Source organism: Streptomyces calvus, from assembly GCF_006782915.1.
Taxonomy (GTDB): domain Bacteria; phylum Actinomycetota; class Actinomycetes; order Streptomycetales; family Streptomycetaceae; genus Streptomyces; species Streptomyces calvus.
The window spans coordinates 215,967-232,422 of record NZ_VCNP01000056.1 but is presented as its reverse complement, the minus strand read 5'-3'; the positions used below and the strand labels follow the sequence as shown (position 1 = coordinate 232,422).

At 75.3% G+C, this 16,456-nt stretch carries 12 protein-coding genes; 5 read left to right on the top strand and 7 right to left on the bottom strand.

Going from position 1 to position 16,456, the window contains the following annotated elements; translation table 11 throughout:
• Positions 1-18: 18 nt before the first annotated feature.
• From FGW31_RS29455 to FGW31_RS29440, 4 genes are all read right to left on the bottom strand, one after another.
• Entirely contained in the window at positions 19-4,707 is a 4,689-nt protein-coding gene (locus FGW31_RS29455) for a hypothetical protein (protein WP_142196589.1), read from the bottom strand.
• A gap of 119 nt (positions 4,708-4,826) precedes the next feature.
• Positions 4,827-5,708, bottom strand: a complete 882-nt coding sequence (locus tag FGW31_RS29450) for a hypothetical protein (protein ID WP_142196588.1) — start codon at positions 5,706-5,708, stop codon at positions 4,827-4,829.
• A gap of 337 nt (positions 5,709-6,045) precedes the next feature.
• Positions 6,046-7,572 carry a hypothetical protein gene (locus FGW31_RS29445; protein ID WP_142196587.1) on the bottom strand — a complete coding sequence of 509 codons (1,527 nt, stop codon included), beginning with the start codon at positions 7,570-7,572 and terminating at the stop codon, positions 6,046-6,048.
• A 104-nt stretch (positions 7,573-7,676) separates the two neighbouring features.
• Complete coding sequence (locus FGW31_RS29440; RefSeq protein ID WP_142196586.1) at positions 7,677-8,381, bottom strand: GntR family transcriptional regulator; 705 nt, start codon at positions 8,379-8,381, stop codon at positions 7,677-7,679.
• Positions 8,382-8,515: 134 nt separating this feature from the next.
• Here FGW31_RS29440 and FGW31_RS29435 point away from each other — a divergent pair, with 134 nt between their 5' ends.
• From FGW31_RS29435 to FGW31_RS29415, 5 genes are read left to right on the top strand one after another with little or no spacing between them, the layout of a single operon-like run.
• Positions 8,516-9,835: an MFS transporter gene (locus tag FGW31_RS29435; RefSeq protein WP_142196585.1), complete on the top strand. Its 1,320-nt coding sequence runs from the start codon at positions 8,516-8,518 to the stop codon at positions 9,833-9,835.
• On the top strand, positions 9,832-10,677 hold the full coding sequence (locus FGW31_RS29430; RefSeq protein WP_142196584.1) for a putative hydro-lyase: 846 nt from the start codon (positions 9,832-9,834) through the stop codon (positions 10,675-10,677). Before FGW31_RS29435 ends, FGW31_RS29430 begins: the two co-directional genes overlap by 4 nt.
• Positions 10,678-10,712: 35 nt before the next feature.
• Positions 10,713-11,471, top strand: a complete 759-nt coding sequence (locus tag FGW31_RS29425; RefSeq protein WP_142196583.1) for a LamB/YcsF family protein — start codon at positions 10,713-10,715, stop codon at positions 11,469-11,471.
• Positions 11,468-12,097, top strand: a complete 630-nt coding sequence (locus FGW31_RS29420; RefSeq protein ID WP_142196582.1) for a 5-oxoprolinase subunit B family protein — start codon at positions 11,468-11,470, stop codon at positions 12,095-12,097. Before FGW31_RS29425 ends, FGW31_RS29420 begins: the two co-directional genes overlap by 4 nt.
• Complete coding sequence (locus FGW31_RS29415) at positions 12,094-12,963, top strand: 5-oxoprolinase subunit C family protein (RefSeq protein ID WP_142196581.1); 870 nt, start codon at positions 12,094-12,096, stop codon at positions 12,961-12,963. The genes FGW31_RS29420 and FGW31_RS29415 overlap by 4 nt, the downstream gene beginning before the upstream one ends.
• A 176-nt stretch (positions 12,964-13,139) precedes the next feature.
• Here the strand turns inward: FGW31_RS29415 and FGW31_RS29410 are convergent, their stop codons facing one another.
• From FGW31_RS29410 to FGW31_RS29400, 3 genes are read right to left on the bottom strand one after another with little or no spacing between them, the layout of a single operon-like run.
• A complete protein-coding gene (locus tag FGW31_RS29410; RefSeq protein ID WP_142196580.1) occupies positions 13,140-13,991 on the bottom strand; it encodes an SGNH/GDSL hydrolase family protein in 852 nt (283 codons plus the stop codon).
• A complete protein-coding gene (locus FGW31_RS29405; RefSeq protein ID WP_142196579.1) occupies positions 13,988-15,193 on the bottom strand; it encodes a glycosyltransferase in 1,206 nt (401 codons plus the stop codon). Before FGW31_RS29405 ends, FGW31_RS29410 begins: the two co-directional genes overlap by 4 nt.
• Positions 15,190-16,314 (bottom strand): glycosyltransferase family 4 protein, encoded by a 1,125-nt coding sequence (locus tag FGW31_RS29400; RefSeq protein ID WP_142196578.1) that lies wholly within the window; start codon positions 16,312-16,314, stop codon positions 15,190-15,192. Before FGW31_RS29400 ends, FGW31_RS29405 begins: the two co-directional genes overlap by 4 nt.
• Positions 16,315-16,456 lie beyond the last annotated feature (142 nt).

Below are 16,456 nucleotides of genomic sequence, written 5' to 3'. Positions count from 1 at the left end.
GGCGGGCGGCCGTCCCGGTCAGCCGTTCGCCGTGGCGGGCCGCTTGAACATGCGGGTCGCCGTGATCTCGCTGTGCGCCTCCTCGGCCGGGTCCTGCTGCGGGAGCCCCGGCCGCAGGTGTTCCTCCACGCTGATGTACTTCAGGCCGGCCCGCAGGTCGGCGTCGTTGCGCAGCCGGATGACCAGCGGGAACTCCGCGAGTGCCGTCGTGTCGAACAGGCCGGTGGTGTACAGCAGCTGCACGCCGAGCGCGTCGGCGACCGCCCGCTGGAGCTCCAGCAGATAGGTGGCGTTGGCGCGGCCGATGGGGTTGTCCAGGAACAGGGTTCCGGCGTGCCGGTGCTTGTCCCGTCCCCGGTCGTTGGAGCGCAGGGCGGCCATCGTGCAGTACAGGGCGATGGCGGCGGTGAGCAGCTGGCCGCCGGAGAACACGTCGCCCATCTGGCCGACGGGCACCCGCTCGGCGCGCAGCACCGCGTCGGGCTTGAGGATCTCCACGGCGACGCCCTTCGGCTGGAGGGCGGCGGCGACCCCGCGCAGCAGCAGGGACATGCCGTCGCGCCGCAGATCGGAGTTCTTCTTCACGGCCGCCCGGGTCGCCTCGTCGATGACCTCGCCGAGACGCTCGGTGAGCGTCGCCTGGTCGGGCTCCTCGAAGCGGATCCGCAGGAACTCCTGTCCCGACCACTCGCCGAGGCCCTCCGGCAGCCGGGACAGCCGCTGCGCCGAGCGGAGGGTGGCGAGGGCCGACTCGACCAGTCCGCGCAGCCGGTCCACGATCGAGTCGCGGTTGCGCTCCAGCTGCTCCAGCTCGTCGGTGAGGACCCGCAGCCGGGGGGCGAAGGCGTCCGCCCACTTGTGGGCGTGCTCGGGCAGCGCGGAGGCGGGCAGTTCGCGGATCTGCTGGCGCGCGGGGGTGCGGACCTGCTCGTAGCGGGTGGAGTTGGCGTGCCGGACGAGGACGTCGCTCGCCTCGCGCACGGCGGACTCGGCTGCGGACAGGTCGGCGGCGCAGCCGCGCAGCGAGCGGCGGGCCTCGGCGGCGGACTGCCGGGCCTCCTCCAGTCCGCCCGGGTAGGGCTCGGGCTGCTCCTGCTCCTCCTCGGGAACGTGTTCGCGCAGCAGGTCGCGGAGCATGGCGGCGATCTCGTCGAAGCCGCCGGCCGCGTCCTCGGCGGCGCGGTGCGCGTCGAGCAGTTCGGCGTGCGCCTCCCGCGCCTGGTTCAACGCCTCGGTGCGGGAGGCGAGTTCTGCCGTGGCGGTGCGCAGCAGCGCCTGGGCGTGCTCGGCGTCGCGCGGCAGCAGCTCCTCGGGGAGTTCGGTGTGCGCCTCGCCGTCCTGCGGTGCGAGTCGTTCGGCCTCGCCGCGCAGCCGCCCCAGCTGCTCGCTCGCGCTGGACATCCGGGTCTCCAGGAGCTGCACCAGTTCCTCGGCACGGGCGGCGGCGGCCTGCCGGCTGGGCCCGTCGGAGCCGTCGGGCGACTCGAGGAGCTGCTCGGCGCGGGTGCGGACCTTGTTGCTGAGGCGGTCCAGTTCCGCGCGGGCGGCGCTCTCGTCGCTCTCCGCGCGGGCCTGTTCGGCACGCAGGTCGGCTCCGACGCCGACCTTCTCGTACACCTGGGAGGCGGCCCGGTACGCCTCGCGCAGGGCGGGCAGGGAGGCCCCCGGCGCTGCGGTGCCGTCCTCGGGCAGGTCGTCGGGGGCGCCCGCGATCTCGGAACGCTCGGCGCGCAGCGCACGCGCGGTGCGGCGGGCGTCGTCGGCGGCGCGCTGGGCGCCGCGCCGGTCCTCGTCGGCGGCGCGCGCCCGTTCCAGGCAGGCCTGGGCGCGTGCTTCGGCCTCGGCCGCGTCGTCGGCCAGTTCCCGCAGCTTGACCTGCCAGCCGGCCCGTTCCCGCAGCCGGAACGCGAGTCCGGCGAGGGCGTCGGCCGCGCGCCGGGCCTTCTGCGCGGCCTCCTGCCGCTCGTCACGGACCCGGGTGGCCTCGTTGGCGGCCTCCTCCGCTTCGGCCCGTAGGGTGCGCGCCTCGGCCAGTTCGGCCTCGGACTCATCGGCGAATGCGCGCGCCTGCCGGGCCGCCGTGGCCAGTTCGGTGAGCCGGCCGGCCGGGCAGCCGGTGCGCCAGGAGGCGAGCCGGGCGGCCAGTTCACGGTCCTTGCCGAGCCGGGCGGCGAGCGCGCGGATCTCCTCGTCGCGTTCGGTCGCCCGTGCGCGCAGCGCCTGCCGTTCCTCGTCGGCGGCGTGTTCGTCGTGCATGGCCGGGTTCGGCGGTACGAGGAAGACGTCGCCGGTGTCGGTGCCGGGCGCCGGGGTGGGGGCGAGCAGGGCGGCGGCCGTGCCGACCGCGACGGCGGAGCGGGGCAGCAGGGCGGCGTCGCTCAGCGCCTCGCGGGCGCGCAGGTGGGAGTCGGGGTCGGTGATGATGACGCCGTCGACCAGTTCGGGGCGGGCGGCCAGGACCCGGGCGTGGTCGGCGGGGTCGACGGCCTGCGCGAGGTAGCGCCACCCGGGCAGGGCGGGGATGCCGTGCTCGCCGAGGAACTCGACGGTCGCCAGCACGTCCGGGCCGGGTGGCAGCAGCCCGCCGTCGCCGAGGGCGCCGAGGATCCGGGCGTCGTCGGCGGCGGCGGTGCGCAGGTCGAACAGCTGTCGTTCGGCGGAGGTGACGGCGTCGTCGAGGAGTTCACGCAGGTCGTCGGCGAACCGGTCGAGGTCCTCGGCGGTCAGGGTGCCGTCGGCGGCGGGCCGGGCCGCCGGCGTGCGCCGGTCGCCGGCCGGGCGGGCCGCGTCGCCGCGGTTCCCGTCGTTGCCGTCCCCGTCGGTGCGGGGGTTCGGCACACCGGCCCGTGCGCCGCGGGTGGCCGCCGGCAGGCTCAGCAGCTCGGCGAGGCGTTCCTCGGCGGCGAGGGCCTCGGCGGTGCGGCGCTCGCTCTCGTGGGCGCGTTCGGCGGCGGTGGCCGCGTCGGCGGCGCGGGCGGCGGTGAGTTCCGCGCGGCTCTCGGCGGCCGCGGCCTCGCGCGCGTGCTCCAGGGCCTTGCGGGCCGTCTCGCGGGCGGCGTCCCAGGCGGCGACGGTCGTCTTCTCGGCGTCGCTGGCGGCGAGGGCGGCCCGGGCGGGGTCGGCGTCGGGGGCGCTGTCGTCGAGCCAGCCGGCCCGGACGGCCTCGGCGGTCTCCTGCTCGACCTCGGTGAGCCGCTGCCGCAGGTGTCCGATCTCGCTGCGGGCCCGCTGTGCCTCGGTGGCCGCGGCGGTGGAGTCGCGGTAGGCGGTGTCGCTGACCTCCTGGAGGGCGGCGGAGCGCTCCTCCTCCTCGTTGGCGAGGTGCTCGGCGTTGCGTGCGGCGGCGTGCAGGGCCCGCACCAGGTCGACGGCGGCCTTGGCGCGTGCGGCCAGCGCGGGGGCGGCGTCCCGTTCGGCCTCCTGGATGGCGGCGGAGACGCGCGCGACCCGGTCGGCGGCGGCACGGTGGCGCAGCGCGGACTCGGCGGCCTGCCAGGCCGCGTACAGCGTGCGCGCGTCGGCGAGTTCACGCTTCTGCGCGGCGGCGGACTTCTCGGCGGCGGCGAGGGCCAGCGAGGCGTGGCGGTAGGCGAGTTCGGCGGAGACCAGCGCGCTGTGCTCGCGCGCGGACTCGGCGTGGGTGACGGCGTAGGCGGCGGCGGTGACCCGCCCGGCCAGGTCGGCGGCGCGGAGGCGTTCCTGCGCGCCGCGCGCGGAGAGTCGCCGGGCCAGGGTGCGGGTGCGGCGCTCGGCTGCGGTGTGGATCTCCCGCGCCCGGGTGCGGGCCTCGGCGGCCTCGACGATCCGGCCCAGCAGGTCGACGGAGCCGGCGGTGAAGTCCCGTTCGGCGATCAGTTCGGCCCGTCGGCCGAGCTTGTTGCCGAAGCCGCTGACCAGGTCGGCGAGTCCGTCGGTGTCGCGGGTGTCGGTGACGGCGCGCAGCAGCAGGTCGGTGAAGTCGGAGTCCTTCTTCACCGCGAAGAGACCGGCGGCCTCGCCCTCGTCGGCGTTCATCTCGCGCTGGTAGCGGAAGAGTTCGGGGTCGAGGCCCAGGTCGCCGAGGTGCTCGGTCCAGCGTTCGTGGATCTCCTCCCAGTGCACTTCGAGGTGCGGGTAGTTCTTGCCCGCGTCGGTGAGGGCGTCCCGGAAGCCCTTCATGGTGCGGCGCCGCCCGCGCGCGCCGGACTGGCCCTCGGCGGGCGGCCGTACGGCCGTGGACTCGGCGACGGGCAGGTTGTCCAGGCTGAGTCCGGGGCCGGGGCGGAAGGAGTACCAGGCCTCGGCGAACTTGCGCGGATCGTTGGAGACCTGGCGGCCCCGCCACTCGCTGACCTTGCCGACGACGACGCACTCGCCGGTCTGCACGTGCTGCCACTCCAGCGCGACGTGGCCGCAGTCGTCGGCGAGGAGGAACTTGCGCAGCACGCCGGAGCTGGCGCCGCCGAGGGTGTTGCGGTGGCCCGGGAGCATCACCGAGAAGATCAGCTTGAGCAGGACCGACTTGCCGCCGCCGTTCTCCAGGAACAGCACGCCGGCGGGCGCGGGGCGGCGCGGCGGGCCGACGGGCTCCTCCTCGAAGAACTCCGCCTGGGTCGGGGCGGGGTCGGGCACGGCCCCGCCGACGCCGCGCAGGTCGAGCACGGTGTCGGCGTAGCGCGCACCGGCCGGCCCGATGGAGTAGAGGCGGACCCGGGACAGCTCGTACATGGCGGACTCTCGTGAGGCTTCGTGAGGTGGAGGGTTGAGGGGGCTGGGGGTGAAGGACGGGAGGGACCAGAAGGACCGACGGACCAGAAGGGCCGGGCGGACCTGGCGGACCGGGTGGGTCAGACCGAGTGGAACGGCAGGCCGGCGTCGGCGACCAGGTCGAGGTCGTCGGTGTCGTCGGGCGGCAGCAGGGTGGGTGTGCCGTCGGTGACCGGGACGACGCCCAGTTCCAGCAGTTCGGCCAGGGCGGCGCTGCCCGCCATGTCGCGCACCTGGAGCTGGTAGCGGGCGGTGGTGCGGTAGGTGCCGCCGTTGTCGTCGCCGGTGCGCTGGAGGAAGCCGGAGTCGGTGAGGAAGGTGACGGCCTTGGCGACGATGCCGGTGGTGGAGCCGGCGAGGCGGCGGGCGTCCTTGGTGGCGCCGGTCGCGCTGCGTCTGGCCCAGATCCGCCAGGCGGCCTCCAGGCCGGGCGCGTCGCTGGCCGGGTCGGTGTTCTCGCCCTGTTCGGCGGCGCGCTGCTCCAGGCGGTTGCAGGCCTGCCGGACGAAGGCGTCGACGCCGTTGACCGTGACGCGTCCGATGTAGCCGTCGTCGGCGAGGTCCTCGGGGCGGGGGAAGGCCATGGCGGCGACGGCGAGGTGGGCGAGTCCGTGCAGGAAGCGGTCGCCGCCGTCGGCGGAGGTGCGGCGGGCGTAGTCGCCCATGCGGACGGCGAAGACGGAGTCCTCGGAGGCGGTGACGGCCATGCCCGCGCGCGGGGACACCTCCAGCACGATCAGTCCGAGGCCGGTGGCGACGGCGTCGGCGAGCCGCGCGAACGGCGGGTCCTCGCGGTAGCGGCGCAGCAGGTCGGCGTACTCCTGGTCGCGGGCGGGCTGGAGCTTGGGCTGGAGGCCGAAGGCGACGAGCCGGGCCGCGTCGGCGGCGTCGGCCGGCGTGACGGAGGTGCTCGCCGGTGCGGCCGCGGCCTCCGGCTCACTCCACTCGACGTGCTCGGTCACGGTCGGGGCTCCTTGCTCTGGGGAACATCGGTGCGGGCGGCTCCCGCGCGGGTGCGGACGGCTGCGGCGCGGGTGCGGACGGTGCGGACGGCTGCCGCGCCGGTGCGGACAGTGCGGGCGGCAGCCGCGCCGGTGCGGACAGTGCGGACGACTCCCGCACAGGGGCCGACGGTACGGACGACTCCCGCACAGGGGCCGACGGTACGGACGACTCCCGCCCGGGGGCGGACAGTGCGGGCGGCTCCCGCACAAGTGCGGACGGTGCGGGCGGCTGCCGCACATGGGCGGGCGGGGGCGGAGTCGGCCGTGGGGGCGTGGCCGGCCGTCGGTGGGACGGTCATGCCGCCTCCGTCCGGTCCGCGGCCATGCCGGCCGCGTCGAGCAGGGCCGTGCCGACGATGAGGTCGGCCCCGCCGAACTCCGGGTCGTCGAGCTCGGTGCCGTCGTCCACGGCGAACAGCAGTGTGCGCTCGCCCTGGCGGTAGGCGGTGCCGACCGGCGGGCTGGCGGCGTGAATGGCCAGCAGGGCGACCAGGTAGGGCAGTTCGGGGTCCTGGCGGCGGGCGTCGGCGAGCAGTCCGGAGAGGCGGCGCGGCGCGTCGGCCGGCAGGTCGAGCAGTTCCCTGGCGGCCGCCAGCTGCTCCTCGCTGAAGCGGCTGTCGTCGGGCGTGGCGATCAGGTCGGGTTCCGGCATCTCGGCGCCGAGGTGTTCGCGCTCCACGGGCGGTGTCAGCAGTATCTCGACGAGGTCGGCGACCCGGACGGACACCGGGGTGCGCAGTCCGGTGCCGTGGGCGAAGAAGGCGTCGGTGACCCGGGCCGCCCGCTCGACGGGCAGGGGCAGCAGGGGCGCCAGCAGGTGGCCGTAGAGGTCCGTCCCGGAGGTGGCGGCCGGGGTGGCGAAGGCCTGCCGGTCCTGTTCGGCGCGGAACAGCGGGCCGGCCTCCAGCAGCCGGGACTGCAGCTGGGTGTGGCGCCGGATGCAGTCCTTGACGATGTCGACCAGCTCGGCGGCCCGGCGCTTGTGCTCGGGGTCCTCGGACTCGTCGCGGGCCTTGCGGATGTTGGTGAGGATGGCGTTCTCGTGGCGGTAGCGGTCCGCGACGTGGTCCAGTGCCTCGGCGATCATGTCGGGCACGGCGCTCAGCCAGTCCACCGCGCGGACGTTGCGGCGGGTGGCGTCCAGGGCCCGGCGCAGGGTCTCGGAGTACTGCACGGTCCGGTAGCGGGCCTGCTCGGCGGCGAGCTGGGCGTCGGCGAGCCGGCCCCTGCTGATCAGCACCTCCAGCTTGACCTCGGCGGCGATCTGCGCGCTGGTGACATCGGTGTCCAGGGCGCCGACGAGGACGTTGACCGCTTCGTCGGTGGTGCGCAGGTACACCGTGCCGCCGGGGCCGGGGACCTCTTCGATGAGCTTGAAGTCGTAGTCGCGGCGCACATAGGTGCCGTCGGCGCCGAACACGCCGTAAACCGCGCGGAAGCCGCGGTCGACGCTGCCGACGTTGATCAGGTTCTCCAGGACCCAGCGGGCCACCCGCTCGTGCTCGGCGGCGGGACGGCGCGGGGCCTGGGCAGCGATGCGCGGGACGAGCCGGGCGACGATCTGGTCGTGGTCGGCGCCCGTGTCGAAGTCCATGTTCAGGGTGACCAGGTCGATGGCCGCGAGGGCGATCTCCGCCATGCCGTACACCGAGTACTCACCGGCCAGGTTGGCCTTGCGCGCGTCCAGGTCGTGCAGCGGAGCGGTGCACGCGAGCGCGCGCAGCCGCCGCGCCAGGCCCTCGTCGGCGGCCGGGCCCGGCGCGGGCCGCGGTCCGGCGCTGAGCTGGGGCGGAGGGCTCTCCGGTGATGCTGGTGAAGTCACGGTGCACAGACTAGGTCCTCGGTCTGACAACAGCCCAAACGAGGCAGATGGGCCCCGCCGTCACGGTTGTCGCACCGCCGCCGCGCGCCCGCTCCCAAGGGCCGTCAGCCGCCGGGCGCGTCCTCCCCGACGCGGCGCCGGTACACCTCCACCACCCGTTCCAGCGAGACGTCGAGGTAGGCGGCGAGCAGCTGTTCGGCCTGCTCCCGGTCGCCGGCCTGGAGAGCCTGGAGAATAGCGACATTTCGTGCGATATACGGTTCGTGCAGCCGTCGGGGCTCGTCCACCACGTGGAAGGCGAGCCGCAGTTCGGCGAAGACGCTGCGCATCAGTTCGTCGGTCCGCTCGCTGGCGGCGAGGGCCACCAGCTCCCGGTGGAAGTGGATGTTGGCCGTGCCCACGCCTTTCCAGTCACCTTCGCGGGCCGCCGCACGCCCCTGCTCCACCACGTCGGCGAGCGCGCCGAGCGCGTAGGGCGGCTCGCCCAGTCCGCGCACGACGGCGCACTCCACCAGGCGGCGGGTGCGGTAGATGTCCTCGACGTCCTCGACGGTCAGCACCCGGACGAACACGCCCCGGTTCAGCTCGTGGACGAGCAGCCGTTCGTGCGTGAGCAGCCGGAACGCCTCGCGCAGCGTGTTGCGCGAGACCCCGAGCGCGCCGCCGATGCTGTCCTCCGACAGCCGGGTCCCGGGCGGGAAGTACCCCTCCGCGATCCGGCTCCTGAGGATGTCCGCCACCCGCTCGGCGGTGCTGGTGCGACCCAACAGGGCACGGTCGTCGACCAGTCCGCTCAGCTGCTCCGTCATGCCCGGAATTCAATCGCACGACGAAGAACGAAACAACAGGGGTATTGAAGGATCGTTCAACGATCCTCTACCTTGCTGGGCACGACACGGCTCATCCCTGCCCGCACCCTCCGTCCTCCCTCTGCGAGGTGCCCATGAGCACAACCCCTCCACCACAGGCACTGACCGACGCACCACAGCCCGCGGCGTCCGAACGCACCTCCGACGACGGGGCGTTGGGCTGGCTGCGCGCGCTGGGGCCGCGCGGGCGGCGCGCCTTCGGCGGCGCGTTCGGCGGCTACGCCCTGGACTCGTACGACTACTTCACGCTGCCGCTGACCATGGTCACGCTCTCCGCGTACTTCGGTCTGAACAGCGGCCAGACCGGTCTGCTCACGACCGTCACCCTGGTGGTCTCCGCGGTCGGCGGCGCCCTCGCCGGCGTGCTGGCGGACCGCATCGGCCGGGTGAAGGCGCTGCTGCTGACCGTCATCACCTACGCGGTGTTCACCGTGGCCTGCGGTTTCGCGCCCAACTACGAGACGCTGCTGGTGTTCCGCGCGCTCCAGGGCCTCGGCTTCGGCGGCGAGTGGGCGGTCGGCGCGATCCTGGTCGCCGAGTACGCGAGCGCCAAGCACCGAGGCCGTACCCTCGGCGCGGTCCAGAGTTCGTGGGCCGTGGGCTGGGCGCTGGCCGTCATCGTGTACACGGCGGTCTTCTCGCTGGTCGACGACGACCTGGCGTGGCGCGTGATGTTCTGGACCGGTGCGCTGCCGGCGCTGCTCGTCGTGTGGGTGCGGCGCAGCGTGCGGGACGCGCCCGAGGCGGCCGCCGCGCGGGAGAAGTCCGCCCGGAAGGGTTCGTTCGCGGTGATCTTCCGGCCGGGCCGGGCGGGATCGCCGGGTCTGCTGCGCACCACGGTCTTCGCCGTGCTGCTGTCCACCGGTGTCCAGGGCGGCTACTACACGCTCGCCACCTGGGTGCCGACGTACCTGAAGTCGGAGCGCGACCTGTCGGTCGTGGGCACCGGCGGCTATCTGACGTTCCTGATCTCGGGCGCCTTCGTCGGCTATCTGACCGGCGGCTACCTCACCGACCGGCTGGGCCGCCGGCGCAACATCTGGCTGTTCGCCCTGCTGTCGGCGGTCTGCATCCTGGCGTACACGAACATCCCGAACGGCGCCAACGGCCTGATCCTCGTGCTCGGTTTCCCGCTCGGGTTCTGCATGTCGGCCATCTTCAGCGGTTTCGGCTCCTACCTGAGCGAGCTGTACCCGACGGCGGTGCGGGGCACCGGGCAGGGCTTCACGTACAACACGGGACGCGCTGTCGGCGCCGTCTTCCCGACGACGGTCGGCTTCCTGGCCGACAGCTGGGGCGTGGGCGGGGCGCTGGTCTTCGGCGCGATCGGGTACGGCCTGGCGGCGCTGGCGCTGCTGGGACTGCCGGAGACGCGCGGGAAGGAACTGGAGTGAAGCCCGTAGACGACCTCACCCCCGCCGCCGTGGACGACCGCCCGGTGACCCTCGTCGCCGAGGACGCGCACGCCTGGAGCCCGCGCACGGCCCGCGCCCGCTTCCGGGACGGGCTGGCGGGCCCCACGGCGGGCGTGGCCGCGGGCCACACCCAGGCCAACCTGATCGCGGTGCCCGCCGACTGGGCGTACGACATGCTGCTGTTCTGCCAGCGCAATCCGAAGCCGTGTCCGGTCCTGGACGTCACCGACGCCGGGTCGGTCACCACCGTCCTCGCCGCGGACGCGGACCTGCGCACGGACCTGCCGCGCTACCGGGTGTGGGAGCACGGCGAGTTGGTGGACGAGCCGACGGACGTGCGCGCGTACTGGCGTGACGACCTGGTGTCGTTCCTGATCGGGTGCAGCTTCACGTTCGAGTGGGCGCTGACGGCGGCGGGTGTTCCGGTGCGGCACGTCGAGCAGGGCCGCAACGTTCCCATGTACGTGACGAGTTGGCAGTGCCGTCCGGCGGGGCGGCTGCGCGGGCCGATGGTGGTGTCCATGCGGCCGGTGCCGCCCGGGCACCTGTCCGCGGCGATCCGGGAGAGCAGTCTGCTGCCGGCGGTGCACGGCGGTCCGGTGCACTGCGGCGATCCCTCCGTGCTGGGCATCGCCGACCTCGGCCGGCCCGACTTCGGTGACCCGGTGGACCCCGCACCGGACGACATCCCGGTGTTCTGGGCCTGCGGGGTGACTCCGCAGGCGGCGGTCATGGCCTCCCGGCCGCCGTTCGCCCTCACGCACGCACCGGGGCAGATGTTCCTCAGCGACGCCCGCGACGAGCAGTTCCGCGTGGCCTGACGGCCGTGCGGTACGAGCAGGAGAGACGAAGGACCATGACGTCGATCGATCTGAACGCCGACCTCGGCGAGGGTTTCGGCCGCTGGCGGCTCACCGACGACGAACAGCTGCTGTCCGTCGTCACCAGCGCCAACGTGGCCTGCGGCTTCCACGCCGGGGACGCGGCCACCATGCGCCGGGTCTGCGAACTGGCGGCCGCACGCGGCGTACGGATCGGCGCCCAGGTCTCCTACCGGGACCTGGCCGGCTTCGGGCGGCGCGCGATGGACGTGCCGCCCGCCGAGCTGGCGGCCGAGGTGGCCTACCAGATCGGCGCCCTGGAGGTGTTCGCGCGCGCGGCCGGCGCACGCGTGGCGTACGTCAAGCCGCACGGGGCCCTGTACAACCGGGTCGTGCACGACGAGGAGCAGGCCGGCGCGGTCGTCGAGGGCGTGCTGCTCGCCGACGCCGAGCTGCCCGTGCTCGGCCTGCCCGGTTCGCGGCTGCTGGAGCTGGCCGGAAAGGCAGATCTTCCGGTGGTGACGGAGGCGTTCGCCGACCGGGCCTACACCGACGAGGGCACGCTGGTGCCGCGCGGTCGGGAAGGCGCCGTGGTCACCGACCCCGGGACCGTCGTGACCCGGTCGGTGGACCTGGCCCGCCACGGGCAGGTCGACGCACGGTCGGGGCGGCGCATCGCGGTGCGGGCGCGTTCCCTGTGCCTGCACGGCGACACGCCCGGCGCGGTGGAGCTGGCGCGCCGGGTGCGCGGCGCGCTGGAGGACGCCGGTGTCCGGGTGGAGGCCTTCGCATGAGGGTGCTGCCCGTCGGCGAGGACGCCCTGCTCGTCGAGGTCGCCTCCGGCGAGGAGGCGCAGGCGCTGCACGCGGAGTTGCTGCGCCGCCGCGCGGAGGGCTCCCTGCCGGCCGCCGAGATCGTCCCGGCGGCGCGCACGGTGCTGCTCGACGGCCTGTCCGACCCGGCCCGGCTCGCGGCCGACCTGACCGCGCGCGACCTGCCGCCCGCCGCCCCTCGGGCGCAGGGGACGGTGGAGATCCCGGTGCGCTACGACGGCCCGGACCTCGCCGAGGTGGCGGCGCACTGGGGTGTTTGCGCGCGGGAGGTGGCCCGCATCCACGCGGACGCCGAGTTCCGGGTGGCGTTCTGCGGGTTCGCGCCCGGATTCGGCTACCTCACCGGTCTGCCGTCGCGCTACGACGTGCCGCGCCGGCCGACACCGCGCACGGCGGTCCCCGCCGGTTCGGTGGCGCTGGCCGGGCCGTACACGGGCGTGTATCCGCGTTCCTCGCCGGGCGGCTGGCAGCTCATCGGCACCACCGACCTCGTGCTGTGGGACCACACGCGCGAGCCCGCGGCGCTGCTCTCCCCCGGCACGCGGGTGCGCTTCGTCCCGGTGGACGCGGCAGGGAGCGCCCCATGACGGACCGTGCGCTCGCCGTCGTCCGCGCCGGAGCGCTGACCACCGTGCAGGACAGGGGCCGTGCCGGGCACGCCCACCTCGGTGTGCCGCGCTCGGGTGCGCTGGACGGGCCGGCGGCGGCGCTCGCCAACCGGCTGGCCGGCAACCCGCCGGACGCGGCGCTCCTGGAGACGACGCTCGACGGCTGCTCCGTGCGGCCCCGTTCGACGGTCACCGTGGCGGTCACCGGGGCCCCCTGCCCGGTCGCCGTGGACGGCCGCCCGGCCGCCTGGGGCGCGCCGGTGCGCGTGCGGGCCGGCTCCGTCGTGGACGTCGGCGCGGCGCGGCGCGGCGTACGGTCCTATCTGGCCGTCTCCGGCGGCATCGCCGTCGATCCGGTGCTCGGCAGCCGCTCCACGGACCTGCTCTCCGGGCTCGGCCCGGCGCCCCTCACCGACGGCGCGGTGCTGCCCCTCGGCCCTCCGCCCGTACGCCACACGCACGTCGACGTCGCCCCGCAGCCGGCGCCCCCGGAGGAACTGGTGCTGCGGGTGACCCTCGGCCCGCGCCACGACTGGTTCACACCGGCCGCGGTGCGGACGTTCACCTCCCGTGCGTACCGGGTGTCGCCCGCGAGCAACCGGATCGGGCTGCGCACCACCGGGCCGGCGCTGGAGCGGGCCACGCACCGGGAACTGCCCAGCGAGGGCATGGTGCTGGGCGCCGTGCAGGTGCCGCCGGACGGCACGCCGGTGGTGTTCCTGGCCGACCACCCGACCACCGGCGGCTACCCGGTGATCGCGGTCGTCCGCCCCGCCGACCTCCCGGCCGCGGCACAGGCGGTCCCCGGCACCCCGGTCCGCTTCGTCGCCGTACGCCGCCGCTGAACCTCCCCGTGCCTTCCGGCCCGGTCGGGAGCGGATCGGCGCACGCACTCCCGCCGTGCCGGGCCCCGACCCACGTACGGTCCGGTACGGGGTTCGGGGCCCGGCACGCCGGGAGCACGCGCCCGACGCCGCGAGGCCCGCCCTCGGGGGGGACGACGGGAAGGTGACGACAGACGTTAGGCGGCTCCCGGGCGCTGTTCCCCCGTGGAGAGTGCGGCGAGGGCCGCCGAGACGGCGGCGGAGGCGCGCAGGTCGAGGCGGATGCTCGTGCCCCGCGCCCGGTGGCGCATTTCGTCGGCGGCCAGCGCGAGCAGCTGCGGCAGCAGATCGGTGCACCGGCGGGCCACCCAGCCGGTGCCGGCCGTCGCCAGCCACCACAGGCTCGCGCGCACGGTGGGTGCCGGGGTGTCGGGCTCCGGCGACGGGGCCGGACCGGTCGCGAGACCGCGTTCGGCCAGCAACCGGTGGAAGCGCACCGCCAGTTGGCGGTGTCCGGGCTCGCCGGGGTGCAGCCGGTCGGCGCTCCACATCGTCCGGTCGCCGACCCACTCGCCCTCGCCGGCGTGCAGATGGACCGCGCCGTACCGCTCGGACAGCACGTGGACGACGGTGTTCACGGCCCGTTGCCGCCGGGCGAGCGGGCGGGCCAGGGCCCCGGGCAGCCCGAGCATCGTGCCGGGGTCGGGCAGGCACGCGGTGAGCAGTACGGCGCCCTGTGCCGTGCAGGCCGCGTACACCCGGTCCAGGCGGGCCGCGACCTCACGGATGTCGAAGGTGCGGCGCAGCGTGTCGTTGACGCCGACGACGACGGAGACCAGCTCGGGACGGAGCGCCAGCGCGGCGGGCAGCTGGCGTTCGAGCACGTCGTGGGTCTGCGCCCCGCTCACCGCGAGGTTGGTGAACCGGACCGGTCCCGGGCTCAGCGACGGCGCGAGCAGCGCGGCCCAGCCCCGCCAGCGGCCGTCGACCCGGTCCCCGACCCCCTCGGTCAGTGAGTCCCCGAGGGCCACGAACCGCGGAGATCTCACGACAGCCCCCCGGACACGACCGGCCGTGCCCCGGCCACGCCGCCGTCGAACGGGGCCGCCGCGGCCCGTGCGGTGTCCGGGGCGTCGTGGGCCGCGAGGAACGCCGCCACCGCCGTCCCCCAGCCGAAGCACTCCGCACGCGCGCGTGCCGTCGCACGCCGGTCCGGCTCGGCACGGTCCAGCAGCAGTTCGACGGCGTCCGCGAAGGCCGCTCCCCGGTCCTCCGCGACCGCGCCGGCCGCGCCGATCACCTCCGGGAGCGCGGACGACGCGCTCGCCACCACGGGCGTGCCGCATGCCATCGCCTCGAGGGCGGCGAGTCCGAAGGTCTCGGCGGGCCCGGGCGCCAGGCAGACGTCGGCGGACGCCTGGAGCGAGCCCAGCAGCCGCCGGTCGCGCACATGGCCGAGGAAGGTCACCGGCAGGTTCCGCTCGCGTGCGCGCTGTTCGAGCCGCGCCCGCAGCGGTCCGTCGCCGGCCACCACGAGCACCGCCCGCCGGCCGCGCAGGCGCAGTGCCTCCAGCGCGTCCAGCGCGGTCCCCGGCCGCTTCTCCAGGGACAGCCGGGAGCACATCACGAGCAGTGTCCCGTCCTCGCCCGCGTGGTGGGCCCGCAGCCCCGCGTCGTGCAGCGCCGGGTGCCGTTCCACCAGGTCGACGCCGAGCGGGGCCCGTACGACGTTGCGGGCGCCGATGCGCACGAACTCCCGTTCCGCGAACTCGGTGGTGCACACCACGCGCGCGTAGGTGCGGGCGGTGCGGACGTTGAGCGCGTCGGCGGCGCGCCGGGCGGCCGGCTCCGGCAGCCCCCAGGTGCGCAGCACGCCGTCGGCGGTCTCGTGGGAGACCATGACCGCCGGGACGCGGGCCCGCCTGGCCCAGCGGCCGGTCCAGCGCAGGGTGGTGCGGTCGGACACCTCGAGGCGGTCGGGGGCCAGGTCGTGCAGCAGGGCGGCGACCCGCCGCCGGTCGGTCAGGACGCGGTAGCCGCCGGTGCCGGGCAGCAGCGGGCCCGGCAGCGTGATCACCCGTCCCTGCTCGGTCTCCTCGTCGCTCTCCCGTTCTCCGGGGACGATCAGCACGGGCCGGTGTCCCGCCGCACGGTAGCCCTTGCCCAGCTCCCGCAGCGCCGTGCGCAGCCCGCCGGAGGCGGGCGCGACGAAGTTGGCCAGGCGCACGATCCGCAGTGACGCGTCGTTCATGCCGCCACCGCCGTCCGGCGCCCGGCGAGCACGTCCGCGTAGTGGCCGATCAGCTGGTCGCCGACGGCCGCCCAGGTGCGGCCCTCGACCATCGCGCGGCCGGCGGAGCCGTAGGCGGCGCGCAGCGCGGGGTCGGCGGCCAGCGACCACACCGCGTCGCGTACGGCGTCGGCGTCGCGCGGCGGGACGAGCACTCCGGTGCGCCCGTGCGCGACCAGGTCCAGCGGACCGCCCACGGCGGGCGCGACCACGGGCACGCCGCTCGCCATGGCCTCCTGCACGGTCTGGCAGAAGGTCTCGAACGGTCCGGTGTGCACGAAGACGTCCAGCGAGGCGAAGATCCGCGCGAGGTCGTCTCCGGTGCGGCGGCCGAGGAAGACCGCGCCGGGCAGCGCCTGTTGGAGTCCGGGCCGGCTGGGTCCGTCGCCGACGACCACGACCCGGACGCCGGGCAGGGCGGCGGCACCGGCGAGCAGTTCGACCTGCTTCTCGGGGGCGAGCCGGCCGACGTAGCCGACGACGGTCTCGCCGTTCGGGGCGAGGCTGCGGCGCAGTGCCTCGTCGCGCAGGTCGGGCCGGAAGCGGACGGTGTCGACACCGCGGGGCCACAGTTTGACCCGGGGCACGCCGTGCGCCTCCAGGTCGCGCCGGGCGGCGCCGGAGGGTGCCAGGGTGAGGTCGGCGGCCGCGTGCACGGAGCGGATGCGCCGCCAGGCCGCCGCCTCGCCGGCGCCCATGTAGGTGCGGGCGTAGCCGGCGAGGTCGGTCTGGTAGACGGCGACGGCGGGCCGGCCGAGGCGGGCGGCGGCGGCCATTCCGCGCACCCCGAGGACGAAGGGGCTGGCGAGGTGGACGACATCGGCCCGGTGGTCGGCGATCGCGGCGGTCAGGCGTCGGCTGGGGAGGGCGACGCGGACCTGCGGGTAGCCGGGGAGCGGGAGGGAGGGGACACGGATGACGGGGCAGGGGGCTCCGTCGTCGGGTTCGTCGCCCGCGGTGGTGGGGGCGACGACGACGGGGTCGTGGCCGCGCGCGACGAGGTGCCGGGCGGTCTGGAACGCGCAGTGGGCCACGCCGTTCACATCGGGGGGGAAGGATTCGGTCACGATGACGACACGCATACCGGTGTTGTCTCCGCGCCGGACGTGGCCACGTCAACGTGGATCTTTCCTGGCGGGGAACGTGCCGTGAGCGTTGCGCTCCTTACCCGGGCAGGTCAGGCGGCATCCACGCACACCTGACCCGCGGGTCATCCGCCGTTCA

Bases quoted from the DNA above. Each gene is read 5' to 3' on its own strand.
- FGW31_RS29455 (WP_142196589.1), bottom strand. From the start codon at position 4,707: ATGTACGAGCTGTCCCGGGTCCGCCTCTACTCCATCGGGCCGGCCGGT.
- FGW31_RS29440 (WP_142196586.1), bottom strand. From the start codon at position 8,381: ATGACGGAGCAGCTGAGCGGACTGGTCGACGACCGTGCCCTGTTGGGT.
- FGW31_RS29435 (WP_142196585.1), top strand. From the start codon at position 8,516: ATGAGCACAACCCCTCCACCACAGGCACTGACCGACGCACCACAGCCC.
- FGW31_RS29425 (WP_142196583.1), top strand. From the start codon at position 10,713: ATGACGTCGATCGATCTGAACGCCGACCTCGGCGAGGGTTTCGGCCGC.
- FGW31_RS29420 (WP_142196582.1), top strand. From the start codon at position 11,468: ATGAGGGTGCTGCCCGTCGGCGAGGACGCCCTGCTCGTCGAGGTCGCC.
- FGW31_RS29415 (WP_142196581.1), top strand. From the start codon at position 12,094: ATGACGGACCGTGCGCTCGCCGTCGTCCGCGCCGGAGCGCTGACCACC.
- FGW31_RS29405 (WP_142196579.1), bottom strand. From the start codon at position 15,193: ATGAACGACGCGTCACTGCGGATCGTGCGCCTGGCCAACTTCGTCGCG.
- FGW31_RS29400 (WP_142196578.1), bottom strand. From the start codon at position 16,314: ATGCGTGTCGTCATCGTGACCGAATCCTTCCCCCCCGATGTGAACGGC.